We start from the raw sequence: 25543 nt of genomic DNA, 5'->3' as shown, positions 1-25543 counted from the left end.
TGCTTGATTCCGTATTTGCTTTTTATCAGACTTAACGGTAAGAAGGCGAAGGCAATTCGGAAATGCTGAAATGTAAACGATTTCTAAGGAGATGTTTAAAAAAACAAATTTATCATAGGGTGTTTGCCGGATCAAGCGTCAAGTAGGTAAAAAGTAGAAAATGAAAGAATCGGTCAACATAGACGAATTGTATATATTGATGTATCTCAAAGGAAAATTGCCGGACGAGGAGCGGCAGATGTTCGAGCAGCAGATGAACCTCTCAGCGGATTTGCGACAAACGGTTGCTGACCTGAGTCGGCTGTGGCGCTTGTCCGGTCTGCGGAGTGAACAGCGGAATATCGATACGCCTGCGGCGTGGCGAATCGTGTCGCGCAAGGTCACTCGTTCTTTGTTTCTTGGCAAGGCGTGGAACGTCACTCGCACGGCTGCCGCTGTTTTACTGCCTTTGTGGTTGATTTATCAATACGTGTGGATTCCGTGGCAGGAGCGTTCGCAGCCCGAAGCAACATTGACCGTCACGGCGTCGCCCGGCATGGTGGTACAGACGACCCTCCCCGACGGTAGTCAGGTGTGGCTCAATGCCGGCAGCTCACTTTCATACCCGAGCCGTTTTACCCGTCGGGGGGGGCGGAAAGTCAGGTTGACCGGAGAGGCATATTTCAAGGTAACATCAGACCGGAAGAATCACTTTGATGTGCTTATTCCCGGACAGATGAAGGTGAGTGCATACGGGACGGAGTTTAATGTTTGTGCTCATCCTGGGGATTCGTGTTATGAAGTGACTTTGGCACGCGGGAATGTAGACGTATCGTCTGTTGAAACGCCGGGCATGCTGACGCTGGATGCGGGACAGAAAGCATTGTTCCACCCTGAAAGCGGGACAATGTCGAAACAGCCGGCCGATACGTATGCCGATACGGCATGGAAAGACGGGAAGATGGTATTCCGCCGTCGGCATCTCGATCATATTGCCGAGAAACTCTCGCGCAAGTTTGGGGTGACGATCCGGCTCGAAGACGACAAGTTGAAAGACTATGTGTACACGGCTACGTTTACGGACGAATCGCTCGAAGACATCCTCGATCTGCTCAAACGCTCGACGCCTCTGACCTATACGATATCCGGACAGCGACAACTCGGTAATCATACGTACACTCGACGTACGGTTACCATAAAGACAATGCATTAAACCAACCGTCATAAACAATCAATGTAACGATAGGAGGAAAGGGAAACAGGAACAAGTAGAAGGAGGATTTTTCGTGCAGGGCTGCCGGCGTGAAAAATAGATCGGGAAAGGCGGCAAAAAGTACTTACATACAATCTAATAAGCGTGTAAAATATGGATGATTTATTGAAAAAGGCACTTGGGGAACGTGCCGTATTGCGTAAACTTCCCCGTCTGCTCAGGGACATGCTGCTTGTGGTATGTCTGCTGTCTCTTTCATTGTTGAAAGCGCAGGCTGATCCTCAGAAACAGAAGATATCGGTAGACATGAGCGATGCCACGGTCGAAGAAGTTTTGCAGTCTATCGAGGAGAAGTCGGATTATTATTTTTTGTATAACAGTCGGCTGATCAATGTGGAGCGCCGGGTGAACGTGCAGGCGAAAAACAAGCCGGTAGCTGCGATTCTGGACGATTTATTCACTTCGGGAGACGTGGATTATCAAGTTAAGGGTACACAAATCGTGCTCTCGCCCAAGAGTATGCGTGCTTCAGTAAGGCCGGGAGTGAAAGAGACTCAGCAACAGAAAACCGTCAGCGGCCGGATCGTCGATGAGCAGGGCGAGCCGGTGATCGGCGCCAATGTCGTTGAAAAAGGAACGACAAACGGTACGGTAACGGATGCCGACGGCCGTTTCTCGTTGTCTGTGGCGCCGAACGGCGTACTGCATGTGTCGTATATCGGGTATTTAGACGAAGAGGTTCAGGTTTCCGGAAGAACCTCCGTGAATATCACCTTACGGGAAGATACGCAAGCTTTGGATGAGGTGGTGGTGGTCGCCTATGGCACGGTAAAGAAGAAGGACTTGACGGGATCGATTACTTCTATTGACCGTACCTTGGTTGCTAAACAGTCTAATTCCTCCGTCTCACGAGCTTTGGAAGGGGCGGCTCCGGGTATACAAGTTGCTTCTATCGACGGGCAACCCGGTCTGGACATGGGAATCCGTATTCGAGGAGTCGGTTCAACGAGCCAAAATAATTCCAGTGCTCTTGTTGTCATCGATGGTGTACCCTCACAAACGGACAATACCTTGTCTTCCATTAATCCCAAAGATATTGAGAATATCACTATTCTTAAAGACGCCGCTTCTACTGCTTTATATGGTTCGAGAGGTGCGAATGGTGTGGTGCTGGTCACGACCAAGAAAGGGGCGAAGGGAAAAGCACGAATATCTTTTGAAGGACGTTTTGGAGTAAACCAAATGGGACCGTTCGAATATCAAAAAATATCAAAACCAAAAGATATTTACGAATATGCATGGTCTGCAATCTACAATGCCGTGAGGTATAAAAGTGATCAGAAATATACGACTCATGTGGCGAATCCCAATATGTCTCATGACGAAGCGGCCTTGTTTGCCAGTCGGCACCTGTTCGACTATGTGGGGTCAACCACTGATTTTAAAAAGAATGCTTTAGGTAATTATATGTTATATAATGTTCCCGGAGCAGTCTATACCCCTACGGGTGAAGGAGCTGATGCAAGTTCTACTATGAGCGGTGCGTATCTGGTCAATCCTGACGGAAGGTTGAATCCGAATGCGGAATTGTTGTATGAGGATAATTACGATAATTTCTTTTTTGAAAATAAGTTGCGTCAAGAATACAACATAAGCGCAAGCGGCGGAGGAGATAAAGTGGATTATTTCTATTCTTTGGGTTATCTGGAAGATCCGTCATACATACGTGGTTCCGAATTTGAACGATACAATGCACGTGCCAACATGAATGCCCGGTTGCTCGATTGGTTGAAAGTGGGAGCCAATGTAGCGTATGCGAACCGGAGAACACAGTCTCCGGCCACTCGCTATGGGCGAAATCCCGGCTCTGCAGTCGCCAATGTTTTCCGATGGGCAAACGGACAAAATCAATTGACGCCCCTCTTTGCGCATGACAAAAACGGTGATTTTATCTACAACGAAGACGGTTCTAAAAAGGTGAATGACGGTCCGGATAAAACGTATTCTCCTCTGGGACCTACCAACGGTCCATTGACGAATGCCAATCTGATCGATATTCTCAATAAAGATAAGGATGAGACTGTATCTAATGACCTTAACATGCGTGGATATGCGGAGCTTAAATTCTTGAAGGATTTTACGCTGACCCTGAATCTTTCGTACGACCGTTTTTCACATATCAGAACGCGGTATTGGAATAAAGAAACAGGACAAGCCAAGAGTACTTCGGGTGCGTTGGGCAAAATATATCAGAATTTTGCCGTACTGAATACGCAGCAACTGCTTAATTACAATAAAACGTTGGATAAGCATCAGATTGATTTCTTGGCCGGGCATGAATTCAATAAGTTCAATTCAGACGGATTATACTATCGCTCTGCTTATTCGCTGATTCCTGATTTTATCAGTTATACCAACTTTACAGGCCGGTATGTGGGAGGTACCTTCTTAAATCCCGGTGGCTCATTGGATAAGACGGCTATGGAAAGTTATTTCGGAAGATTGAACTATTCGTATAACGACAAGTACTACGCTGAATTATCATTAAGAACGGATGGTTCTTCCAAATTCAAATACAGCAAAAACCGATGGGGGACGTTCTGGTCTGTCGGAGGAGGATGGAGAATGACCGGCGAACGGTTTATGGAATCCACGAAAGACTGGTTAAATAACCTGAAGATTAGAGCCAGTTATGGCGTTATTGGGAATCAGAGTGGTATTGCCAATTATTCGGGCTATCAAACTTGGTCTTATGGTGCGAATTATACTTCTACCACCGGAGGAACAGGGACGCCGGCCGATTATCGCTTGTCTAAAGGAAACTTTGTAAATGACGCTCTTACGTGGGAGAATGTACATACGTTGGATGCCGGTGCAGACCTTTCTTTATGGAATCGTGTACACCTTTCTGTCGATTATTTTGTTAAAAACACGGTCAATGCTTTCTGGAATCAACCTATTCCCTATTCTTTGGGGCAGTCGTCTCTTGAGAAAAATACGGCAAAATTGAAAAATAGAGGCGTTGAAGTGGATGTGAGTGTGGATATTCTTAAAAAGAAAGAACTCTATTGGAGCATTTCATTGAACGGAATGCATTACAGAACGATTCTGACAAGTGTGCCGCAAGGTGTAGGCACGGCCGAGCTCAACGGAAACTGGACGGCGGGTATCGATGGCTGGGGGGCTATTGGTGGTGCCGCTACCAACCAGATATCTTACCTGAGAGGAGTCGGAAAAGATTATTATAATCTCTATTTTTTTAAATACGGAGGGGTGGATCAGAATACGGGATTACCGTTGTTTTATGCCAGGGTAACCGAACAAGATCACAAAAAAGGTTTCTTTAAAGATTATAAAGTGGGTGAAGATGTCACGACAACAAATTATTCTTTGGCTGACCGATATGAGATGGGAAGCGCTATCCCAAAATGGATTGGAGGCTTTTCGACAACCTTGAATTATAAGAATTTTGATTTTTCGTCGAGTTTGGCTTATCAGATCGGAGGAAAATTCTTTAGCGTTGAATATGGATGGAACCTTTATTCGAGTGAAAATATAGGGTCGGCATTATCGGCCGAATTGCTCGGTAATACCTGGACGCCCGAAAGAACAGATGCATATTTCCCCATGGTCATGTATGGCAATACGTATGGTAACGGGGCGAACATCGGCAGCTGGATGTATAGTGATATGGCATTGTTTGATGCCTCTTATTTGAATGTGAAAAACATAACATTCGGTTATACATTGCCCGAACATCTTTCGAAAAAGGTAAATATATCCGGACTTCGGATATTTGCCACAGCCGACAATGTGTTTATGTTTAAGAAGCATGCCGGATTTGACCCGCGTATGTCGTTGGTTAGCGGAATGGAAGTCGGTGCTTATGCTTTTCCATATATGAGAACTCTCTCGTTGGGAATTGATTTGAATTTTTAATCATTAAAAAACGTATAACGATGAAAAAAAATATATTAACGATTTTAGTATGTTCGTTTGTGCTGTTTGGATGTGCGGATCAGCTGGAAATAACGCCTCCAAACAAGATTACCGACGAACAGATCATGCAATTGCTGGAATCGGGAAACAGCGAATCGATTAAAATTGTGCTGGGAAGTATGGCCAATGAACTGCCTCTCTTGTTCAAAAGCTCCGGGATACAAGGGCAAGGAAGCGCTGATGGGCGTTATTATACCTGTCAGGGACTTGATGTCATGAGGAATCTTCTCGGTAATGACATTGTTTTCGGTACGAAAGCTACGACGAATGCATTCGGAGCCGATGAATACAATTTTCGGAATTTTACGGCAAGTTCCGTCGATAAAAATATTCCTTATTGGTATTATGCCTGGAAATGTATTTTTACAGCCAATAAACTGTTGAATTACATCACTGACGATCAGTTGGTCAACAGTAATGATAATCTGAAAGATTATAAAGCCAGAGCATTGGTCGTTCGTGCTTTTGCATATAATTATCTGATGGAAAATTATCAGGATGCCTATCTACAGGGTGGGAAGGATAAATTGGGAATTATGCTGTACGATAAATATTCGCCTACTCAAGAATTGAAACCTCGTTCTACTTCGAAAGAGACTTATGACTTCATAAAGAAAGATTTGTCTGAAGCGATCTCTTTGTTTAAAGCGGCCAAGATAGAATATACTCAATCTACCACCGATATTGATTTAGGTGTGGCAAACTTTATTCTGGCTAGAGTAGCACTTTGGACAGGCGATTGGGCTACGGTGATTTCGAGTTGTAACGATATTTTAGCTCAGTATCCTGTGTTGATGGATCAGAAGATGTATGGCGGTAAGAATACGGGCGACAGCAAGAATCCGGTCTTTTTACCTGAAACGAATGGATTCCTGAACAATACCATTAATCCCGAAGTGTTACTGGGCTGGCCGGTCGGGGAAGCATTGACGGCGCATAATGCATGGATGAATCCTTTCGGTACGAGCTACGGAGGAGCAGCCGGAGAATATCAACGTATTGACAATCGGTTGTATGAGAAGATAGATGATAACGATTATCGTAAGGACGTTTTTCTCAAAACCGATTTTGGAAGTTATCATTATCCTCCCAACAATGTAGAAGGGTATATTCCGGCTTATACAAGTATGAAATTTGCAGCGACACATGGCATCGGAAGTCCGGTTACGGATAGAACTAAGGTCGGTACCGTCACCGATTATTATATGAGAACTTCCGAGGTTTTATTGATGAAAGCCGAGGCTTTGGCTCAATCGAATAAAGAGGCCGAAGCAAAGGAAACATTGAATGTATTGCTGAAAGCCCGTACAAAAGAAGGCACCCCGTCTTTGACTTGCGATAATTATCCGTCGATGCAAGGCCTTTCGGTACTTCAGATGGTACAGTTGCAAACGCGCATCGAACTGTGGGGCGAAGGCGGTCGAGAGTTTTACAATAATAAAAGATGGAATATTCCGGTTGATAGAAGTTCTTCGTCCAATCATCTCAATAAACTTACGTATCCGGTGAAGGATATGACACTTCAGATTCCGGACGATGAGATATTCTATAATCCGTTGTGCGAACAAAATTAACGATGGGTGAGCTTTCGTAAAGGGTGATGAATCATAATGGGTGAGCGGCTTCGTTGCTTACCCATTCTTACACACCTGAAGAGGGTGTGCCCAAACATAGCGTTTTGACACATCCTCTTTTCCTGTAGTGCAAATCGTCTCTTCACAGTTGTGTGAAATGATTGGCAGTTGAAAAGTTGAAAAGATGGGACATTTGATTAAAAAGATGAAGATAAAAATAATTTGGTTTATTTCTGTCTTGTGGATGACGAATGCGTATGCGGATAATTTGAAAGAATTGCATAGCGGTTTCCTCTCTCCTCCGACAGACGGGCATGCTCAAACTTGGTGGCATTGGACAAGTCCGTTTGTGACGAAAAAAGGTATCACTGCCGATCTTGCATCGATGAAAGCGATCGGATACAGTGGGGCGCATCTGTTTGTCACCGGTTCGAGTCCTTATCCTGAAGGGCATTATCCGGAAATGTTAAGTCAGGAATGGTTAGCGCTTTTGGAACATGCCGGGAAAGAGGCGAAACGTCTTGGGTTAAAGCTGGGAATTCATAATTGTCCGGGATGGTCATTATCCGGTGGGCCCTGGATTAAACCGGAAGATGCAATGCAAATGATCGTTTCTTCTGAAGTGAATGTCTCGGCTGACACTTTACAGAAGATCGTATTGCCTCAACCGGAGACGCGTTACAATTTTTATCGGGATATTGCCGTGCTGGCTTTTCCTGATATAAATACGCATGAAAAACCACAATTAGAAGCAGATTTTTCAATAAATGATCCGGATAAAATACTGGATCATGACCAAGCGACTTTCATACGGTTACCGATCAAAGAAAAGGATACCGAGGCAGTCATAACGTTGAAATATAAACAGCCGTTCGAGGCGCGTTTTATAGAGTTGTCTTTCGGAGAAGTTCATTTATTTGTCAAAGGGAAAGTAGAAGCTTCTATGGACGGAATTCATTTCCGAGAAGTTGCTGCTTTCGATTATAAAATCCGTACGGATTTGCAGTCGCCGAAGTGTATTCGTCTGAAAGAAAATACCGAAAGTTTCCGGTATTTCAGAATTACGTTTATGCATCGCCCTTACCGGGTATGGATGACTCCTGTCGACATCAGATTGAATGATATCAGGCTCTTGACTTCATCTATGATCCCTGATGTTGATAGTAGAAATTCGGCCATGGAAGACAGTTATTCCTTTAAACCCTTTGTGTCGGATTATATTTCCGATGGTATTGATCCCACTAAAATGCTGGATTTGTCCGGTAAAATGCTTCCTGACGGGACACTGCGGTGGAATCCTCCCGGAGGAAACTGGACGATTTTGCGTATAGGCTATACGACAACCGGAAAATGCAATGCTCCGGCAACATTAAGCGGATTAGAATGCGATAAATTGAGTAAAAACGGATTAGATGCACATTGGAAGGGAATGATGTCGAAAATAATAGAACGAATAGGTTATCTGAATGTGTTGAAATATTGCATTATAGATAGTTATGAAGCAGGGGGACAGAATTGGACGCCAGAATTCGAAACGGAATTTCTAAAACGTCGCGGGTATTCTTTGCGACCTTATCTGCCGACCGTCGTCGGTTATGTGGTCGGGAAACCTTCTGAAAGTGCTCGTTTTCTATATGATTTTCAAAGAACGGTCGCTGAACTGTTTGCCGAAAACTATTATGATTATTTCACGGAATTATGTCACAAAAACGGATTGCTCTCTATCACGGAATCTTATTTCGGATCATTCGATTATTTACGTTGCGCCCGAAAGGCAGATATTCCCTCCGGCGAGTTCTGGATCGGTTCTAAAACGCCAATATCGTGTTTGTATCGTTCTGCCGGACATTTTCACGGGAAAAAATATGTGGCGGCAGAAGCGTTTACGACTGATGAAAAACAAGGTCGCTGGCTTCAAGACCCTCAACAGTTGAAGGAATATGGTGACAGAGCATGGGCGCAAGGTATTTCCAAACTGATTTCACATTCATTTGTTCATCAACCGTACCTGAATGTCCGTCCGGGGTTTACATTAGGTCGCCATGGAGCCCATTTGTCGCGTACAAATACATGGTGGAAATACGGTAACGGGTGGATCGATTATATAAATCGTGCTCAATTTCTTTTGCAATCGGGAGAACCGGTCGTTCATATCCTTATCCTTTCCGGTGAATCAGATCCTAATAAATATACCCGGATACCTGAATTATCATGGGCCGGATATGGTTATGATTATTGTTGTGTGGACGATTTGTATGATTATATTACCGTTCGGAAACACCGCATTACTTCTCCTTCGGGAGTTACTTATTCCTGTTTATCTCTGGGAGAAGAGAAATATCTTACGAAGAAAACACTGGAAAGCGTATATCATTTGCTTCGCTCCGGCGCTGTTATCTTGGGTCGTCGTCCTTTGGGTTCCCCGTCGTTGTCGGATAAAGCAGATGAATATAATGAATTAGTCGAAAAAATATGGGGGGCGTCGAAACAGGGAGAAATTCGTAAGATCGGTAAAGGAAAATTGATTAACAGTACTGATTATTTATCTGTCATGAATCATATAGGAATTCTTCCCGATGTAAAAGCTCCGGCAGGAATCAGTACGCTTCATCGGCGGCAAGGGGATATCGACATATTTTTTCTTTATAACGATAGCTGTAGAACGGTTTCGCAAGATATAAAATTCAGGATTTGCGGAAATAAAATACCGGAATGCTGGAATGCGGATAAAGCTAAGATAGATACGGTAGCTTTGTGGAAACGAGAAGGAGACTATATTACCATTCCTGTAACGATGTTGCCTCAGGAATCTCGTTTTGTGATTTTTCATCCGGGATCTGTTCCTCATTTGTTCATGATAGGAGAAGAAAAAACGCGTAAGAAAAATCCGTCCGGCGTGTCAGCGCACATTGTCGGAAATAAGGTTCGTTTGTTTTTTACAAGGCCGGATACGGTAGTTGTGACGGATAATAATTGGAAGAATGAAAAAATAGGTGTCAGTCATGTACATGCTCCTGTGGATATAAGCGATGATTGGCAGGTAAGTTTCCCGCCTGCTTCCGGTGCACCGGATACAGTACATTTGAGTAAATTGGAATCTCTTAGTGAAAATTCGTCGGATAGTATTCGATACTTTGCCGGTACGGCAACTTATCGACATCCGTTCGTAGTCACTGAAGAAATGAAAGGTCGCTCTTTAAGAATTTTATTGCAACTGGGAAAAGTTCGGAATATAGCTGAAATTTTCGTGAACGGAAAAAAAGCTGCACTTCTTTGGAAAGAACCTTTTTCAATAGATATTACAGATATGGTCTGCCTTGGAAATAATATGTTGGAAATAGCTGTAACGACTCTATGGGTGAATCGTTTGATTGGCGACTTGAGGAATGAGACCGTTGTACCGGAGACGAATGGTTGGCCGGATTGGGTGCTTGCCGATAAACCTGATTCTGGAGTTGGGCAATACTCCTTTTCTACATGGAAAGGGTGGAAAAAAGAAGAAGATTTACAGGAATCCGGATTGATCGGTCCCGTAAGGTTGGAGTTCGTAGAAGTCCGATGAAAATTATTACAGAATGAAACGAATACAATAAAAATGATGAATCGAAGACTGTTTATAAAGCATAGTACACTGTTTTCTGCCTCCATATTGACTGGAGGAGCATATTCTACCGTAAAGGCAGGGGCGAAAACCATAGAGCGTCTTCAAACGTCGTCCGGACTGTTTGCTTTATTTCAACATCCCGCTTCACGTTATGCGCCGTTTGTGCGTTGGTGGTGGAACGGCAATAAGGTTGAGGCGTCGGAGATTGTCCGGGAGCTTCGTCTGCTGAAAGATGCCGGCGTGGGCGGCGTAGAGATTAACCCGATCGCTTTTCCTTCGTCGGGCGACGATTTGGGCAAGAAGTCGCTTACGTGGCTGGGCGATGAATGGATTGACATGTTGCAAGTCGCTTTCGATGAGGCCAAACGTCTCGGAATGACATGCGATTTGATTGTCGGGTCGGGGTGGCCGTTTGGTGCTGAGACATTACAGGGTGCCGAGCGGGCACAGGTGGTGCTCGTTTATGCCGAGAAACTCGAAGGTCCGATGATGTATGAAGCGTCACGTTTTCACCTTTTCAAGGCGGTTGATCCCGGTGTGACCGTACCTGATCCGTCACGTACGTTCGAACTCCTTTCTCTGCAGGTTGTTCCCGATCCGATGAGCGGGCTGGAACAAGTCGTCGACTTCTCCGACCGGTGCAGGGACGAGGTTGTCCGTATCGAAATCCCCGAAGGCAGACATGTGCTTTATGCACTGGTGAAGGTCGATTCCTTTGCATCCGTCATCAATGGCGCTCCGGGTGCAGCAGGACATATTCTCAATCATATGAATCGGGAGGCCGTGCGCAGTTACCTCGACCGCATGTCCGACACGATACGGAAAAAAAACGGTGCGCTCTCAAAACATCTGCGTGCGTTCTTCTGTGATTCGATGGAGCTGGAAGGATGTAACTGGACTGACGATTTGGCGGAAACTTTTCGGCAACGTCGTGGCTACGATCTGATGCCTTACCTTCCGTTTATCCTGTTCAAGGTCGGACGGTTGGGGGCGGTCGTGGATGATACATATGGGGCGGAGAAAACACCCGGGTTTGCAGACATCCTGAATCGCGTGCGGTTCGATTTCGAACTGACCAAAGCTGAGTTGCTGCGGGAGCGATTTACCGAAACATATCTGCAATGGTGCAGGGAGCAGGGCGTGCAATCGAGGGCGCAGGCTTACGGACGCGGCTTCTTTCCGCTCGAAAGCAGCCTGAAATTCGACATTCCCGAGGGTGAATCGTGGACAACGAATTGGCTCAAACATCGGCCGGGCGAAGAGATGCCGGACGAAGATTATCGCCGAGGACGAGCTTACACGATGATCAATAAATTCGTCTCTTCGGCCGCTCACCTCACCGGTAAGCGAGTGGTGAGCTGCGAAGAGATGACAAATACTTACGATGTTTTTAACGCCACATTGGAACTGTTGAAGATCGGCTCCGATCACAGCATCATGTCGGGTGTGACTCATTCCGTTTGGCACGGTTTTAATTATTCCCCGCCCGACGCACCTTTTCCCGGCTGGGTGCAATACGGTACATATCATAACGAAAACAACAACTGGTGGCCTTACGTCAAGTATCTGAACCGTTATAAAGCGCGTCTCTCGTCGGTACTCATGAACGCCGATATGTACACCGATATCGCCATCCTCCCGGCTACGTACGATTTATGGAGCGAAATGGGCGTGCAGACCGATCCGTTCCCTGAAAAGCTGAATGTTCCCTACACCTCGCTTGTATGGGAGGCCATTCATAAGAACGGCGGCGGGGCGGATTACACCTCGGAGATTGTCCTCCGCGAATCGACGGTCAGGAACGGAAAGCTCTGCTACGGTTCCAAGGCTTACGGTACACTTTTCTTAGTCGAGGTGAGCGGAATCAATCCGGAAGTATTGGCCAAATTAGATGATTTTGTAGCTGATGGCGGACGGATTTTCTGCATAGAGAAATACCCGGAAAAATCGCTTGGCTTGCAGGATTTTCACGAAAGAGACCGGCTGGTGAAGCAATGGGTGGAGAAGCTGAAACAACATCCCGATCGCTTTGTCCTGCTTCGCAAGCCTGAAGACGATCGTTTCCTTGAATGGTACCGTGAGGTGATGCAACAATACCGAATCCCTCATTATCTTGATATTGAATATTCTGACCGTTTTGTGACGCAAAACCGCTATCGCAGCGATGCACACGATGAACTGTTCTTCTTTGCGAATACGCACCGTAATCAGTCCTATACGACGAATATCACTTTTGCCGCCGAAATAACTGCCCGGCGATTCCCGTGGGTGTGGGATACCGAAACGGGTGAACGTTATCGCATACATCCTGAAGGAAATACCATTACCCTCGAATTGGGGCCGGCGGAAACATGCCTGATCGTATGGAGCCGCGAGAAACACGGCAAGCCGTGGCACCCCCTTCCGACAAGCGGAAAGGAAGAACGTACGCTTGATGGCGTCTGGGAGGTCGAGCTACGCCACAGTCGCGAAGGATGGGTGAAAACTTACCCGATGGAGACCCTGAAAGACCTCAAAGAAACCGAGTGGGTCAATTTCACGGGAACAGCTGTATATCGTCGGACATTTGAGGCGGACGGCCGAAAGGACGTGTGCCTGAATCTCGGTAAGGTGCATGGTGTCTGTGAAGTGTTTCTCAACGGACAATCGTGCGGAGTGAAGTGGTACGGTCGGCGGATTTACGCCCTCGGTCCCTTCCTGAAAAAAGGTATCAACCGACTCGAAGTACATGTCGTTACTACGATGGGGAATTATATGAAAACGCTCAAGGAAAACCTTACGGCGCAAAAATTTACCGTTCTTAAATCGAAAGATCAGCCGATCCGGTCGATGGGACTGGTAGGGCCGGTTACCATGTATATCCATTCATAAATTTTTAAAATATGCTTCCAATGAAAATTCTGAAATCAATTATTTTCTGTTTCTCGGCTGTGCTGTGCAATCAACTCGTCGCAAAAGATTACAATGCTTCGCTGTTCGGTATCCGGTCCGACGGAGCAACGCTCAACACGCGCTCCATTCAAAAGGCCATCGACCATATCCACGACAAGGGAGGCGGAAGGCTAGTTTTCTCTGTCGGACGTTACCTTACGGGAACGATTTATCTGAAATCGAACGTTACGCTTCACCTGAAAGAAGGTGCCGTACTGCTGGGCTCTACCAATCCGCTCGATTACGACATCGGTGAGAACTGGAATTGGACGGCGCTTGTGGTAGCGCACGAGCAGCACCATATCGGCATTACAGGTCAAGGCGTGATTGACGGAAGGGGGTACGAGGTGGCCAACAATCTGATTTCGCTGATCAATAACGGCATCTTTGAAGATGCGTTGTTGCTCGATCGTCCTCGCGAATTTCGCCGTCCGCAGAATATTTATTTTAAGAGATGCCGGGATATTCATATACAAGGCATTCTGCTGAAAGATCCGGCAAGCTGGAATCAACAGTACGAACAGTGTCGAAACATGCTTGTCGAAGAAATTACGACCGACAGCAAAGCGTATTGGAACAACGACGGAATCGATATCGTGGATTGCGATAGCGTGATTATCCGAAATTCTTACTTCGATGCGGCTGACGACGGCATCTGCCTGAAGTCGCATAGTGCCGACCACGAATGCAGCAATATTTACATTTACAACAATACGGTGCGTACAAGTGCCAGCGGCATCAAATTCGGCACTGTTTCGGCAGGAGGGTTTCGCAATATCCGTATCGTCAAAAACACGGTCTTCAATACATATCGTTCAGCCATCACCTTTGCCTCCGTCGATGGAGCGGTAATAGACAATGTGACAGTGGATAGTCTTGTTTCGATCAACACGGGTAATGTGATTTTTCTTCGTACGGGAACTCGCACGGTGCGTAACAGGCCTTGTCTGCGAAATATCAGGATATCGAATGTCTATGCCGAAGTGCCGGCCACCAAGCCCGATGCCGGTTATCGTTACGAAGGCCCGATCGAAGATTTGCCACGTAATGTCTCTCCCTGTATCATTGCCGGTATTCCGTCTATCCCCATCGAAAATGTGACGTTGGAAAATATCGAAATTCGGTATCCAGGAGGGGGTAATGCGCTGTATGCCAAAGTGGGATTGGATGAGTTGGACAGTGTTCCCGAGATGGAGAATAAGTATCCGGAATTTTCGATGTTTAAGGAGCTCCCGGCATGGGGCTTTTATATCCGGCATGCTAAGGGTATCCGGTTCAATAATGTGACGTTTGTTGCCCAAAAAGCGGACTATCGCCCGGCCGTCGTGCTCGACGATGTACACAATGCCGTCTTTAAAAATATGAAGATTTCCATACCGGAGTCGGCACATAAAGACGAAATTGTACGTCACTGTTCGTCGGGGATACATGTTGAACCATGATTATGAAGAAGAAAAAATACGCAGTATGAACATACATATAAAAATCGGAATCGTGATCGGTTATCTGGCAGTCACTGCAACATTTAACGCATCGGCGGGCAATTTGCTGCCATACGTTAACCCGATGGTAGGAACAAAAAGCATGGGACATACGTTCCCCGGAGCCTGCGCTCCGTTCGGTCTGGTGCAGTTAAGTCCTGATACGGAAATGGTTCCGCATAACATCGGCGGAATCTATCAACCCGATGCCTATCGGTATTGCACAGGTTATCAGTACGACGATAAAACGATTGTCGGGTTCAGTCATACCCATTTCAACGGCACGGGGCATTCCGATTTGGGTGATATTTTAGTCATGCCTGCAACAGGTGAGGTAAAACTCGACAAAGGTACGGCAGTACATCCCGAAAGCGGCTATCGTTCACGCTTCAGCCATGAGCATGAAAAGGCCGAAGCCGGATATTACTCTGTGCTGCTCGAAGATTACGGCATCCGTGCCGAAATGACTGCTACGGAACGGGTTGGTGTGCATCGTTACACCTTTCCGAAAGGTACTCAAACAGGGCATATCGTACTCGACCTCAATTACGGTATTTATCACTACGATGGCAAGGTGTTGATGGCCAATGTTCGTGTGGAGGATTCGTGTACGCTTACCGGTTACCGTATCACCCGCGGCTGGTCTCGGATGAATTACACTCATTTCGCCGTGAAGTTCTCGAAGCCGATTACCGCTTACGGTTGTCGCAATAACGAAGAGGTGCTTTATAAAGGATTTTGGCGCAGGTTCGACATGACGAAGAATTTCCCGGAGATGTTTGGCAAACACCTTACGGCTTATTTTGAATTTGATTTCTCCGATGGCTGTCCGCTCGAGGTGCAGGTCGCTCTCTCGCCGGTCGATTGTCTGGGCGCACGGAAGAATCTGGAGGCCGAAACGGGAGGGAAGTCATTCGATGAAGTTCGGAAGGCTACGCAGGTGAAGTGGGAGAAGGAGTTGAGCTGTATCCGTATAGAAGCTGACGACGATACAAAATCCGTATTCTACACGGCCTTGTATCATACGATGATCAATCCTTCCGTATATCAGGACGTAGACGGGCGTTATCGCGGCGTTGACCACAATATCCATCAGGCGGCCGAAGGGCAAACCAACTATACGGTCTTTTCCGTTTGGGATACGTTTCGAGCCCAGCATCCGCTGATGAACCTGATTAAGCCGTCGCGCAGCGTGCAGTTCGTTCATTCCATGCTCAATCATTACCGGCAGAGCGTACACCGTGCCTTGCCGGTTTGGTCGCACATGGGCAATGAAAACTGGTGTATGATCGGGTATCACTCCGTTTCGGTCGTGGCCGATGCCCTCGCAAAAGGATTGGTGGTGGATAAAAAGCTTGCACTGGATGCTTGTATAAACAGTTCGAATCTGGATTACTACGATGGTATTGCCGAATATAAGAAGCTGGGTTATGTACCGCTCGAACGCAGTGGTTCGGCAGCTTCGGTCACGCTCGAATACAGTTACGACGATTGGGCGATCAGTGAGCTGGCTAAGCGGATGAAGGTTCTGGATGTAGAGAAAGAATATGCGAAACGTGCATGCAGTTATCGCAATATTTTTGATCCGTTGCTGGGTTTTGCCCGCCCGAAACATCAGGACGGGACGTTCAAAAAAGATTTTGACTTGCTCGATACCCACGGACAGGGCTTTATCGAAGGCAATTCGTGGAACTATTCGTTCTTCGTACCGCACGATGTCAACGGATTGATGCGTCTGATGGGCGGAGAGAAACGGTTCGTGCGTCGTCTCGACTCGCTTTTTACGATGCGTCTGCCCGCAAAATATTTCGAAAATACGGAAGATATTAACGAAGAAGGATTGATCGGCAACTATGTGCACGGTAACGAGCCGAGCCATCACGTGCCTTATCTGTATAAATGGACGGACGAACCTTGGAAATCGGAAGCACGTCTTCACGAGATTATGCGCAGGATGTATCGCAACCGGATCGATGGATTGTCGGGTAACGACGACTGCGGACAGATGTCGGCATGGTACATCTTTTCGGCGCTCGGATTTTATCCCGTCTGCCCGGGAACGGACCAGTACGTTATCGGCTCGCCTTTGGTGAAAGAGGCGATTGTGCAACTTGAAAATGGTAAGAATTTTATTGTCAGGACAAAACATGCTTCGGCCGAAAATGTCTATGTCAAATCCATTCGACTCAACGGGCTGCCTTATCGAAAAGCCTACATCACCCATGCCGATATTCTCGGTGGGGGGGAGATCGAATTCGAGATGTGCACTCGTCCGAATAAGAAATCGGCGGCCTACGAAAAACCGTATTCGATGACGAAAAGAGAATAATGAATGAAATAAGACAAGTCTGTTCTTTCGGAGTTTATGGTTTTGTAAGATGGTTATAATTTGATTGTTACTGAAAAATATAAGGAATCATTCTTTTTCTATACAAAAAACATATACCTTTGCATCGTTTTTTTTTTTGGAGATTATAGGCTTTGGGTAAATTCGGCGCATATTGGGTTGATTTGAGAAATATGAATCCGGAAGAAGTTCGTAGGTACGAATACTTTTTGGATAATCAGTTTTTTACGGATATTGACGGTGCCGAAGTTCAGCGCGGTAAAGTAAATGTTTCGTTGAAAGTGGAGCGTAAAGTGTCTACATTTGAGATGACGTTTCATTTATCCGGTATGGTGATCGTATCGTGCGACCGGTGTCTGGACGACATGGAACAAGCGATTGCTTCGGATAATCGCTTGATGGTGAAGTTTGGCAAAGAATATGCCGAGGAAAGCGATGAGATATTGGTCATCTCGGAAGATGAAGGTCGTGTAAATCTGGCATGGTTCCTTTACGAGTTTGTCGCATTGAACATTCCGATGAAGCATGTGCACGCGCCGGGAAAGTGTAACAAGGCGATGTCGGCCCGATTACGCAAACACTCTGCACATCGCTCTGATGAAAGCGATAATGCGGAGGATGAGGTGGAGGACGACGATAACATACTGTCGGATGAGTATGAGGATACTGCGACAGACCCTCGTTGGGATGCTCTGAAAAAACTGAAGAATGAAGAATGAATTTAAAATAAAAATAAGATTATGGCACATCCTAAAAGAAGACAAGGAAGCGCGAGAACTGCCAAGAGAAGATCGCATGATCATGCAGTGACTCCGACAATGGCCATCTGCCCGAATTGCGGTGCATGGCATGTGTATCACACCGTTTGTAACGAATGCGGATATTATCGAGGTAAGCTTGCCATCGAAAAGGAAGCAGCCCTTTAATAGAAACATTTCGGACCAAATTTGATGTAAAAACGAAAAAAGATAGCCCTGAATCTTTAAGGGCTATTTTTTTAAAGAACCGCGATGATGGACAAGATAAATGCAGTGATTACGGGAGTCGACGGATATGTTCCGGACGATGTGTTGACAAATGCCGATTTGTCAAAGATGGTGGATACAACCGATGAATGGATTATGACACGGGTCGGAATCAAGGAGAGACGTATCTTGAAAGACCCTCAATTAGGCACTGCTTATATGGGGGTCCAAGCTGTCGGCCGGCTCGTCCGCAAGAAGGGAATCGATCCGGAAACGATAGACGGGATTATATGTTCGACCTCTACGGCCGACTATCATTTTCCGAGTACAGCCTCTATGATTGCGTATGAAGCAGGTTGCAAGAACGCATTTGCCTTTGATATACAGGCTGCCTGCGCAGGATTTATTTATGCATTGGAAACTGCGTCTAATTTTATTCGTTCGGGACGTTATAAGCGGATGCTCGTTGTCTCGAGTGAGAAAATGTCGGCCATCACCGACTATCAGGATCGGTCGACGTGTCCCCTTTTCGGCGATGGTTGCGGGGTTGCTCTTTTAGAGCCAACCTGTGAAGATTATGGGGTTATGGACACGATTCTTCGTGCTGAAGGTACCGGAAAATCTCATTTAATCATGAAGGCCGGCGGGGCTGTTCGAATGCCTTCGTACGAGACGATTGATAAGCGTGAGCATTTTGTGTATCAGGAGGGACAGGCCGTATTCAAACGAGCCGTCATTGATATGGCCGATGCAGCAGAAGAGATCGTGCGACGCAACGGACTGACAAAAGATGAAATCGACTGGATTGTTCCGCATCAGGCCAATCTTCGCATCATTGATGCGGCGGCTCGCCGTTTGGGAGTCGACGACTCGAAGGTGATGGTGAACATTCGGAAATATGGAAATACCAGTTCGGCAACGATCCCGTTATGCCTCTGGGAATGGGAGAAGAAACTGAAAAAGGGGGACAACATCGTCATGGCTGCTTTTGGAGCCGGTTGGACATGGGGCGCCAACTATGTGAAGTGGGCCTATGACGGATCGGAAGCATAAGTCCGGCTTTGTCAATATCATCGGAAATCCGAATGTTGGCAAATCCACCCTGATGAATCAGTTGGTGGGTGAACGCATATCGATCATCACATCGAAGGCGCAAACAACGCGTCATCGTATTTTGGGGATCGTCAATACCGATGATATGCAGATTGTCTATTCGGATACGCCCGGAGTATTGCGTCCTAACTATAAATTGCAGGAGACGATGCGGGAATCGTCGGAATCAGCCTTGGGCGATGCGGATGTTTTGCTTTATGTGACTGATGTAATCGAGAAGACAGATAAGAACGACGATTTCCTGCAACGGGTACGACAGGCGAAATGTCCTGTCCTGCTCCTGATTAATAAAATTGATTTGGCCGACCAGCCGAAGCTGGAGACCTTGGTGGAGGAATGGCATGCGTTATTGCCCGAGGCGGAGATTATCCCGATATCGGCTACGTCGAAATTCAATATCGAGCCGTTGAAGAAGCGTATCCGGGAGTTGATTCCCGACTCGCCGCCTTATTTTGAGAAAGATGCGTTGACCGACCGTCCGGCGCGTTTTTTTGTCACGGAGATTATTCGTGAAAAGATCTTGCTTTACTATCAGAAAGAGATCCCGTATGCTACGGAGGTCGTTGTAGAGCAGTTTATCGAAGAGCCGACGTGCGTGCATATCAAGGCGCTGATCATTGTCGAGCGTGAAACGCAGAAAGGCATCATCATCGGACATGGCGGGCAGGCGTTGAAGAAGGTCGGTATGATGGCGCGCAAGGATATGGAGCGATTTTTCGAGAAGAAGATTTTTCTCGAGTTGTTTGTCAAGGTGGTATCGGACTGGCGCAACCGCGACAATTTGCTGAAATCATTTGGCTATAAGCTGGATTAACTTTTTATGAGGCGCAGCAGATGCGTTCCTTTGTTTCTTCCGGTTCGTAAGATGAAACATGTAAATCAAAAAAGGATATGGGAAATGTGGTAGCAATCGTCGGACGGCCGAATGTCGGCAAGTCCACCCTGTTTAACCGCTTGACGCAGTCGCGTCAGGCCATCGTCAATGAAGAGGCGGGAACGACACGTGACCGTCAGTACGGGAAAGTAGAATGGACAGGGTGCGAATTTTCGATTATCGACACGGGGGGCTGGGTTGTCAATTCCGAAGACGTCTTTGAAGGAGAGATTAACAAGCAGGTGCAGATCGCGATCGAAGAGGCGGATGTGATTCTTTTCGTGGTCGATGTGCAAAACGGCGTGACCGATCTCGACGATGAGGTCGCTCATATCCTGCGTCGCAGCAAGAAGTCGGTGGTGCTTGTGCCCAATAAGGCCGACACTTACGACTGGCATGCGGTGGCAGCCGAGTTTTACCGTTTCGGACTGGGCGACCCGTATTGTATTTCGGCGATGAACGGCTCGTACACGGGCGATTTGTTGGATCGTATCATTGAGCTGCTACCGTCTGAAGCTCCGGAGATGCTCGAGGAGGCATTACCCCGAATTGCCGTCGTGGGACGTCCGAATGCGGGAAAATCATCGCTGATCAATGCGTTTATCGGCGAGGAGCGTCATATCGTCACCGATATAGCGGGCACGACACGCGATTCGATTTATACGCGATACAATAAGTTTGGCCTCGACTTCTATCTGGTCGATACGGCCGGTATCCGTAAGAGAGGAAAAGTGAATGAAGACCTTGAATATTATTCGGTGATTCGTTCCATCCGTGCCATCGAAAATTCTGACGTCTGTGTTTTAATGCTTGATGCGACACGCGGTGTCGAGAGTCAGGACCTGAATATTTTCTCCATTATCCAGAAGAATAAGAAAGGGTTGATTGTTTGTGTAAACAAGTGGGATCTTGTGGAGGATAAGAGTACGGCTGTCATCAAGACGTATGAACGTGCGATTCGCGAGCGGATGGCGCCGTTTACCGATTTTCCCATTCTGTTTATTTCTGCGCTGACGAAACAACGTATCTTGAAAGTGCTCGAGACAGCTAAGGCGGTGTATGACAATCGTCGTCGGCGTGTACCGACCCGCAAGCTGAACGAGACGATGCTTCCGATTATTGAAAAGACTCCTCCTCCCGCGTGGAAAGGGAAATACATCAAAATTAAATATGTTACCCAACTGCCGGCAGGCAGTGTCCCGTCGTTTGCGTTTTTCTGCAATCTGCCGCAGTGGGTAAAAGAGCCTTACAAGCGTTTTCTCGAAAATAAACTACGCGAGCACTGGGATTTTCTGGGTACACCGATTCAGGTATTTATCCGGGAGAAATAAGCTTAGCATCTGTTCAGCGTTTCCCTGCATTTCTTAATCGAGCTGCCGGATCGGTTTTTCATGGCTTCATTCCAAGTATGAACCTAAAAAATAACTACCTTTGCACGACTAAAAAATATACAATAGTTATAAAACGATGGATTTTATTGAAGAACTGAAATGGCGGGGTATGGTGCATGACATGATGCCCGGAACGGAAGAGTGTTTGCGGCAGGGGATGACGTCCGCGTATGTAGGAATAGACCCGACAGCCGATTCGCTGCATATTGGGCATCTGGTCGGTGTAATGATGCTTCGGCATTTCCAGCGTGCGGGACATCGTCCGATTGCGTTAGTGGGTGGTGCGACGGGCATGATCGGCGACCCCTCGATGAAATCGGCCGAACGAAACCTGCTCGACGAGGATACGCTCCGGCACAATCAGGAAGGTATCCAAAAACAGTTGGCCAAATTCCTCGATTTCGATTCCGACGCTCCGAATGCGGCCAAGCTCGTGAACAATTACGACTGGATGAAGGACTATACGTTCCTGAACTTTATCCGTGACATCGGCAAACATATTACGGTCAACTATATGATGGCCAAAGATTCGGTCAAGAAACGCCTGAGTGCCGATTCGAATGTGGGGATGTCGTTCACCGAGTTTTCCTACCAGCTCTTGCAGGGCTACGATTTTATGTATCTTTATCAGCACGAGAACTGCAAACTTCAGATGGGAGGAAGCGATCAGTGGGGCAATATCACGACGGGCACCGAGTTGATCCGTCGCGAGCTGAACGGAGAGGCCTATGCGCTTACGTGTCCGCTCATCACGAAGGCCGACGGTGGGAAGTTCGGCAAGACGGAGACGGGCAACGTATGGCTGGCACCGAATTACACTTCGCCGTATAAATTCTATCAGTTCTGGCTCAACGTAAGCGATGCCGATGCTGCCAAATACATCAAGATTTTCACGGCGCTGAGCCGCGAAGAAATCGGCGCACTCGAACAGGAACAGGCGGCCGCTCCTCATCTGCGTCCCTTGCAGAAACGTCTGGCACAGGAGATCACTACCATGGTACATTCGGCCGAAGACTACGAAATGGCTGTCGAAGCCTCTCATATTCTGTTCGGTCAAGCCACTTCCGAGACGCTTAAAAAGATCGATGAGGCAACGCTGCTCTCCGTGTTTGAAGGCGTACCGCAGTTTGAAATTTCGCGCGACGAGCTGGCTGCCGGCATCAAAGCCGTTGATCTCTGCACCGAGAAAGCTGCCGTATTCCCTTCAAAAGGCGAGATGCGCAAGATGGTGCAGAACGGTGGTGTAAGCATCAACAAAGAGAAACTGGACGAATTTGATGCGACGATCGATGCCGGAGCGTTGCTGAACGGAAAGTACTTACTCGTGCAGCGCGGCAAGAAGAATTACTTTTTGCTGATCGCAAAATAGTTTTTCGGGCAAAAAGTTGCAAATACGGGAGATTTCGTATACTTTTGCAGCGTTTTTACCGAATGTTTCGTTTGTCTCATGGTGTAATGGTAGCACAACAGGTTTTGGTTCTGTTTGTCCAAGTTCGAATCTTGGTGAGACAACAATCCTTTTAAAAAGAGTTCCTCTTTCTTATTTTATTTTTACCGGGATACCGCTGATCATCAGAATCACTTCGTCGGCACGGGCTGCGATGTACTGGTTCGTCCATCCTTCGAGGTCGGTAAATTGACGTTGCAGGGTGTTCTCGGAAACGCCGCCTAACCCGATTTCGTTGGTGACGAAGAGGAACGTGGCGTCTTGTGTTGTAAACCGGTCGAATTCGTCTTTGACGGCTTGCAAGGATTGCTGTACGTCGGCATTGAGGTCGAAGAAGAAGTTCGTACACCACAGCGTAACGCAGTCGATCACTACGACGCGTCCTGTCACATCATGCCGGCTCAGTGTTTTTTCTTCTTCGATATTTGTCCATTGCATGCCTCGCGAAGCCTGATGCCGTTCGACACGTTGACGGAACTCATCGTCCCATACACGCGCAGTAGCCATATAAACAGGGTTAGCCGACCATGACAGTGCCATCTGTTCGGCGTAGCTGCTTTTACCCGAACGCTGACCGCCGGTGATGAGAATGATTCGTTTCATTGCACGGAGGGGATACTTGTTCTGTCGTTATTTCTCGTCTTTCGGAATGACTCCCAAGGTTTCGAGGCTTTGTTTCAGTTCGATGCCGTTGTCTGTTTTCAAGACAATCGTTCCGTTCGTATCAAGTACGAAGCAACGGGGTAGTGAACTGATGTTGTAGGCTTCCAACAAGTGGATGGCTTGTCCGGCTGAGTCGGTACAGATGTTCCAGCGTATCGTCTGGCTTTTGATGAAACGGCGTACCTTTTGCGGGTCTTCGTCGAGGCTGACAAGCATGATTTCGAGTGCTTCCGGGCGGGCAATCTTCGCAATTTGGTCCAGCATCATGTTTTCGATCTGGCACATGTCGCACCACGTGGCCGTGAAGGCGAGCAGGCAATACTTGCCGGCAAGCGAATGTTGCGTATAGGTGGTGCCGTAGATGTTTGTTATCTCGAAATCGGGAGCCTTTGCTCCGACCATGGTTTGCTTTGCTTTTTGACAATAAGCTTTCAGGTTTTTAACAATAGATGAATCGTCAAGTTTTGGATCCAGCGTGTTTATCAGTGTCTCGGCGGGAAACGGATTTTCAGGATCGAGGAAGTACTCCTGTATCAGAACGGCCGAAGCCTCATCGTGGGGATGCTTGCGGATAAAATGTTCGGCCAGCATGGTCAATTCGTGATCGATATTGGCCAGACGAGGCGTATGCTCGGCCATGGCATGGTCAGCCCCGTCATACAGGGCTGTATCAATCGCGCCGGACAGTTCGGTTTTTTCCTTCAATAATGATGCCCCTTTCTTTCGGAAATCGGACAACAGTTCGTTGGTGCGCGTCCCCTTGACTTGCACAAGTTGCGGATAGAGTGCATCGCCGGTGATTGTAATCTTCTTATACGGTTCGAGATAAACAGTGATCCAATCCTTATGATTTTCAAAATAAACAGTGAGTGTCGTATATTCTCCTTCTTTCCGTATGATCGAGATCGTTTCGGACGGTTGGCAGGCAATCGTATCGACGTCCTTGCCATCGAATGCTTCGAATACGGCATAAACGTGCTGCGCCTCCAGATTGGAAAGCTTTACATCTACCTGATAGGCCGCATTTTTTGTACATGCCGCGAACAGACAGGAGATATACCCGATGAATAATAGTCTTTTCAGCCCCATTTTTCCTGAAAATTTTGTGTCAAAGGTAATTGTTTTTTTTGAAATTATAAAAGAAAAGCAACAAAAAATAACAGAAATGATATTGTGTGCTTATGCAGAGCCTTTTTAAACAAGCTCGGGAAAGGCACTTAGCCGCTACGGAAAAAAATGTTTACTTTTGTACGGGGATTCCGGAAGAGATGATGCGGCATCGGTATTTTGCCGGCAGCTTGGAGCTACCAAAATGGAATAGCGGATGGGAAAGTTGAAACAGAAATATTATGTGGTATGGCGGGGCGTTTGTCCCGGGATTTATGAGGATTGGACGGAGTGTAAACTACAGATCGAAGGGTTTGAAGGTGCGCTCTACAAGTCGTTCGCTTCGCGTGCCGAGGCTGAAGCAGCCCTGCGTGAATCGCCTTACGAATACATCGGGAAGCATGCTGCATCGTCTTCCGGGTTGCTCCGTCGGGAGGGGCCTCCCCCGTATATTGTGCAGAGCCTTGCGGTCGATGCGGCTTGCAGCGGCAACCCCGGCGATATGGAATATCGGGGTGTGTACGTCGAGACGGGACAGGAGATTTTCCGGGTCGGGCCTATGGCGCAGGGGACAAATAATATCGGCGAGTTTCTGGCGCTGGTACACGGGCTGGCGCTGTTCAAGAAAAGCAACTGTGCGATGCCGATCTATTCCGACAGTCGCAATGCGATGCAATGGGTGCGACTCAAAAAATGCCGGACGAAATTAGAACAGAACGCCGCTAATGCCCCGATTTTCGAACTGATCCGCCGGGCGGAGAAATGGTTGCGTGAAAATACCTACACGACGCAAATCCTGAAATGGGATACGGCTGCGTGGGGCGAAATACCTGCCGACTTCGGACGGAAATAGTC

The 25543-nt window shown here is 47.1% G+C and carries 16 protein-coding genes and 1 tRNA gene; 15 read left to right on the top strand and 2 right to left on the bottom strand.

Annotated elements, in window-relative coordinates; all coding sequences use genetic code 11:
• The first annotated feature begins 160 nt into the window (after window positions 1-160).
• The 14 genes from Tanf_RS05455 (at window position 161) to Tanf_RS05395 (ending at window position 22983) form a co-directional block, all read left to right on the top strand.
• Window positions 161-1192 carry a FecR family protein gene (locus Tanf_RS05455; protein ID WP_014223950.1) on the top strand — a complete coding sequence of 344 codons (1032 nt, stop codon included), beginning with the start codon at window positions 161-163 and terminating at the stop codon, window positions 1190-1192.
• 153 nt (window positions 1193-1345) lie between these two features.
• Entirely contained in the window at window positions 1346-5131 is a 3786-nt protein-coding gene (locus tag Tanf_RS05450) for a SusC/RagA family TonB-linked outer membrane protein (protein ID WP_236684393.1), read from the top strand.
• 20 nt (window positions 5132-5151) lie between these two features.
• Window positions 5152-6765, top strand: coding sequence for a RagB/SusD family nutrient uptake outer membrane protein (locus tag Tanf_RS05445; RefSeq protein WP_014223948.1), 1614 nt, complete (start codon window positions 5152-5154; stop codon window positions 6763-6765).
• A 205-nt stretch (window positions 6766-6970) separates the two neighbouring features.
• Window positions 6971-10327, top strand: coding sequence for a glycosyl hydrolase (locus Tanf_RS05440; protein ID WP_236684392.1), 3357 nt, complete (start codon window positions 6971-6973; stop codon window positions 10325-10327).
• A gap of 36 nt (window positions 10328-10363) precedes the next feature.
• Window positions 10364-13240: a glycosyl hydrolase gene (locus tag Tanf_RS05435; protein ID WP_046825238.1), complete on the top strand. Its 2877-nt coding sequence runs from the start codon at window positions 10364-10366 to the stop codon at window positions 13238-13240.
• A gap of 20 nt (window positions 13241-13260) precedes the next feature.
• Window positions 13261-14742, top strand: a complete 1482-nt coding sequence (locus Tanf_RS05430; protein WP_046825182.1) for a glycoside hydrolase family 28 protein — start codon at window positions 13261-13263, stop codon at window positions 14740-14742.
• A 25-nt stretch (window positions 14743-14767) separates the two neighbouring features.
• Window positions 14768-17110 carry a GH92 family glycosyl hydrolase gene (locus Tanf_RS05425; protein ID WP_046825237.1) on the top strand — a complete coding sequence of 781 codons (2343 nt, stop codon included), beginning with the start codon at window positions 14768-14770 and terminating at the stop codon, window positions 17108-17110.
• Between the two features lie 152 nt (window positions 17111-17262).
• Window positions 17263-17847, top strand: a complete 585-nt coding sequence (locus tag Tanf_RS05420) for a YceD family protein (protein WP_046825181.1) — start codon at window positions 17263-17265, stop codon at window positions 17845-17847.
• Window positions 17848-17868: 21 nt separating this feature from the next.
• Window positions 17869-18054, top strand: a complete 186-nt coding sequence (gene rpmF / locus Tanf_RS14200) for a 50S ribosomal protein L32 (protein ID WP_074449431.1) — start codon at window positions 17869-17871, stop codon at window positions 18052-18054.
• An 87-nt stretch (window positions 18055-18141) separates the two neighbouring features.
• Complete coding sequence (locus Tanf_RS05415; RefSeq protein ID WP_041590587.1) at window positions 18142-19146, top strand: beta-ketoacyl-ACP synthase III; 1005 nt, start codon at window positions 18142-18144, stop codon at window positions 19144-19146.
• Window positions 19127-20020, top strand: a complete 894-nt coding sequence (gene era / locus Tanf_RS05410; RefSeq protein ID WP_046825180.1) for a GTPase Era — start codon at window positions 19127-19129, stop codon at window positions 20018-20020. Before Tanf_RS05415 ends, era begins: the two co-directional genes overlap by 20 nt.
• A 77-nt stretch (window positions 20021-20097) precedes the next feature.
• Entirely contained in the window at window positions 20098-21411 is a 1314-nt protein-coding gene (gene der / locus Tanf_RS05405; RefSeq protein ID WP_046825179.1) for a ribosome biogenesis GTPase Der, read from the top strand.
• 136 nt (window positions 21412-21547) lie between these two features.
• The gene (tyrS, locus tag Tanf_RS05400; protein ID WP_046825178.1) at window positions 21548-22840 is read left to right on the top strand and encodes a tyrosine--tRNA ligase; all 1293 of its coding nucleotides are present in this window, start codon (window positions 21548-21550) and stop codon (window positions 22838-22840) included.
• Window positions 22841-22912: 72 nt separating this feature from the next.
• Window positions 22913-22983: transfer RNA gene (locus Tanf_RS05395), tRNA-Gln, on the top strand.
• Window positions 22984-23011: 28 nt separating this feature from the next.
• On the opposite strand, the gene cobU is transcribed toward Tanf_RS05395, so the two are convergent.
• The gene (cobU, locus tag Tanf_RS05390) at window positions 23012-23521 is read right to left on the bottom strand and encodes a bifunctional adenosylcobinamide kinase/adenosylcobinamide-phosphate guanylyltransferase (protein WP_046825177.1); all 510 of its coding nucleotides are present in this window, start codon (window positions 23519-23521) and stop codon (window positions 23012-23014) included.
• 27 nt (window positions 23522-23548) lie between these two features.
• Window positions 23549-24670 (bottom strand): TlpA disulfide reductase family protein, encoded by a 1122-nt coding sequence (locus Tanf_RS05385; protein WP_046825176.1) that lies wholly within the window; start codon window positions 24668-24670, stop codon window positions 23549-23551.
• A gap of 235 nt (window positions 24671-24905) precedes the next feature.
• On the opposite strand from Tanf_RS05385, the gene Tanf_RS05380 reads away from it, so the two are divergent.
• On the top strand, window positions 24906-25541 hold the full coding sequence (locus tag Tanf_RS05380; RefSeq protein ID WP_046825175.1) for a ribonuclease H1 domain-containing protein: 636 nt from the start codon (window positions 24906-24908) through the stop codon (window positions 25539-25541).
• Window positions 25542-25543: the final 2 nt, after the last annotated feature.

The organism is Tannerella forsythia, from assembly GCF_001006485.1.
GTDB classification, from domain to species: domain Bacteria; phylum Bacteroidota; class Bacteroidia; order Bacteroidales; family Tannerellaceae; genus Tannerella; species Tannerella forsythia.
Note: the sequence above shows the minus strand (reverse complement) of the source record. Positions and strands in the feature narration are given on the sequence as shown.

Bases quoted from the DNA above. Each gene is read 5' to 3' on its own strand.
- Tanf_RS05455 (WP_014223950.1), top strand. From the start codon at position 161: ATGAAAGAATCGGTCAACATAGACGAATTGTATATATTGATGTATCTC.
- Tanf_RS05450 (WP_236684393.1), top strand. From the start codon at position 1,346: ATGGATGATTTATTGAAAAAGGCACTTGGGGAACGTGCCGTATTGCGT.
- Tanf_RS05445 (WP_014223948.1), top strand. From the start codon at position 5,152: ATGAAAAAAAATATATTAACGATTTTAGTATGTTCGTTTGTGCTGTTT.
- Tanf_RS05440 (WP_236684392.1), top strand. From the start codon at position 6,971: ATGAAGATAAAAATAATTTGGTTTATTTCTGTCTTGTGGATGACGAAT.
- Tanf_RS05435 (WP_046825238.1), top strand. From the start codon at position 10,364: ATGAATCGAAGACTGTTTATAAAGCATAGTACACTGTTTTCTGCCTCC.
- Tanf_RS05430 (WP_046825182.1), top strand. From the start codon at position 13,261: ATGAAAATTCTGAAATCAATTATTTTCTGTTTCTCGGCTGTGCTGTGC.
- Tanf_RS05425 (WP_046825237.1), top strand. From the start codon at position 14,768: ATGAACATACATATAAAAATCGGAATCGTGATCGGTTATCTGGCAGTC.
- rpmF (WP_074449431.1), top strand. From the start codon at position 17,869: ATGGCACATCCTAAAAGAAGACAAGGAAGCGCGAGAACTGCCAAGAGA.
- Tanf_RS05415 (WP_041590587.1), top strand. From the start codon at position 18,142: ATGGACAAGATAAATGCAGTGATTACGGGAGTCGACGGATATGTTCCG.
- era (WP_046825180.1), top strand. From the start codon at position 19,127: ATGACGGATCGGAAGCATAAGTCCGGCTTTGTCAATATCATCGGAAAT.
- der (WP_046825179.1), top strand. From the start codon at position 20,098: ATGGGAAATGTGGTAGCAATCGTCGGACGGCCGAATGTCGGCAAGTCC.
- tyrS (WP_046825178.1), top strand. From the start codon at position 21,548: ATGGATTTTATTGAAGAACTGAAATGGCGGGGTATGGTGCATGACATG.
- cobU (WP_046825177.1), bottom strand. From the start codon at position 23,521: ATGAAACGAATCATTCTCATCACCGGCGGTCAGCGTTCGGGTAAAAGC.
- Tanf_RS05385 (WP_046825176.1), bottom strand. From the start codon at position 24,670: ATGGGGCTGAAAAGACTATTATTCATCGGGTATATCTCCTGTCTGTTC.
- Tanf_RS05380 (WP_046825175.1), top strand. From the start codon at position 24,906: ATGGGAAAGTTGAAACAGAAATATTATGTGGTATGGCGGGGCGTTTGT.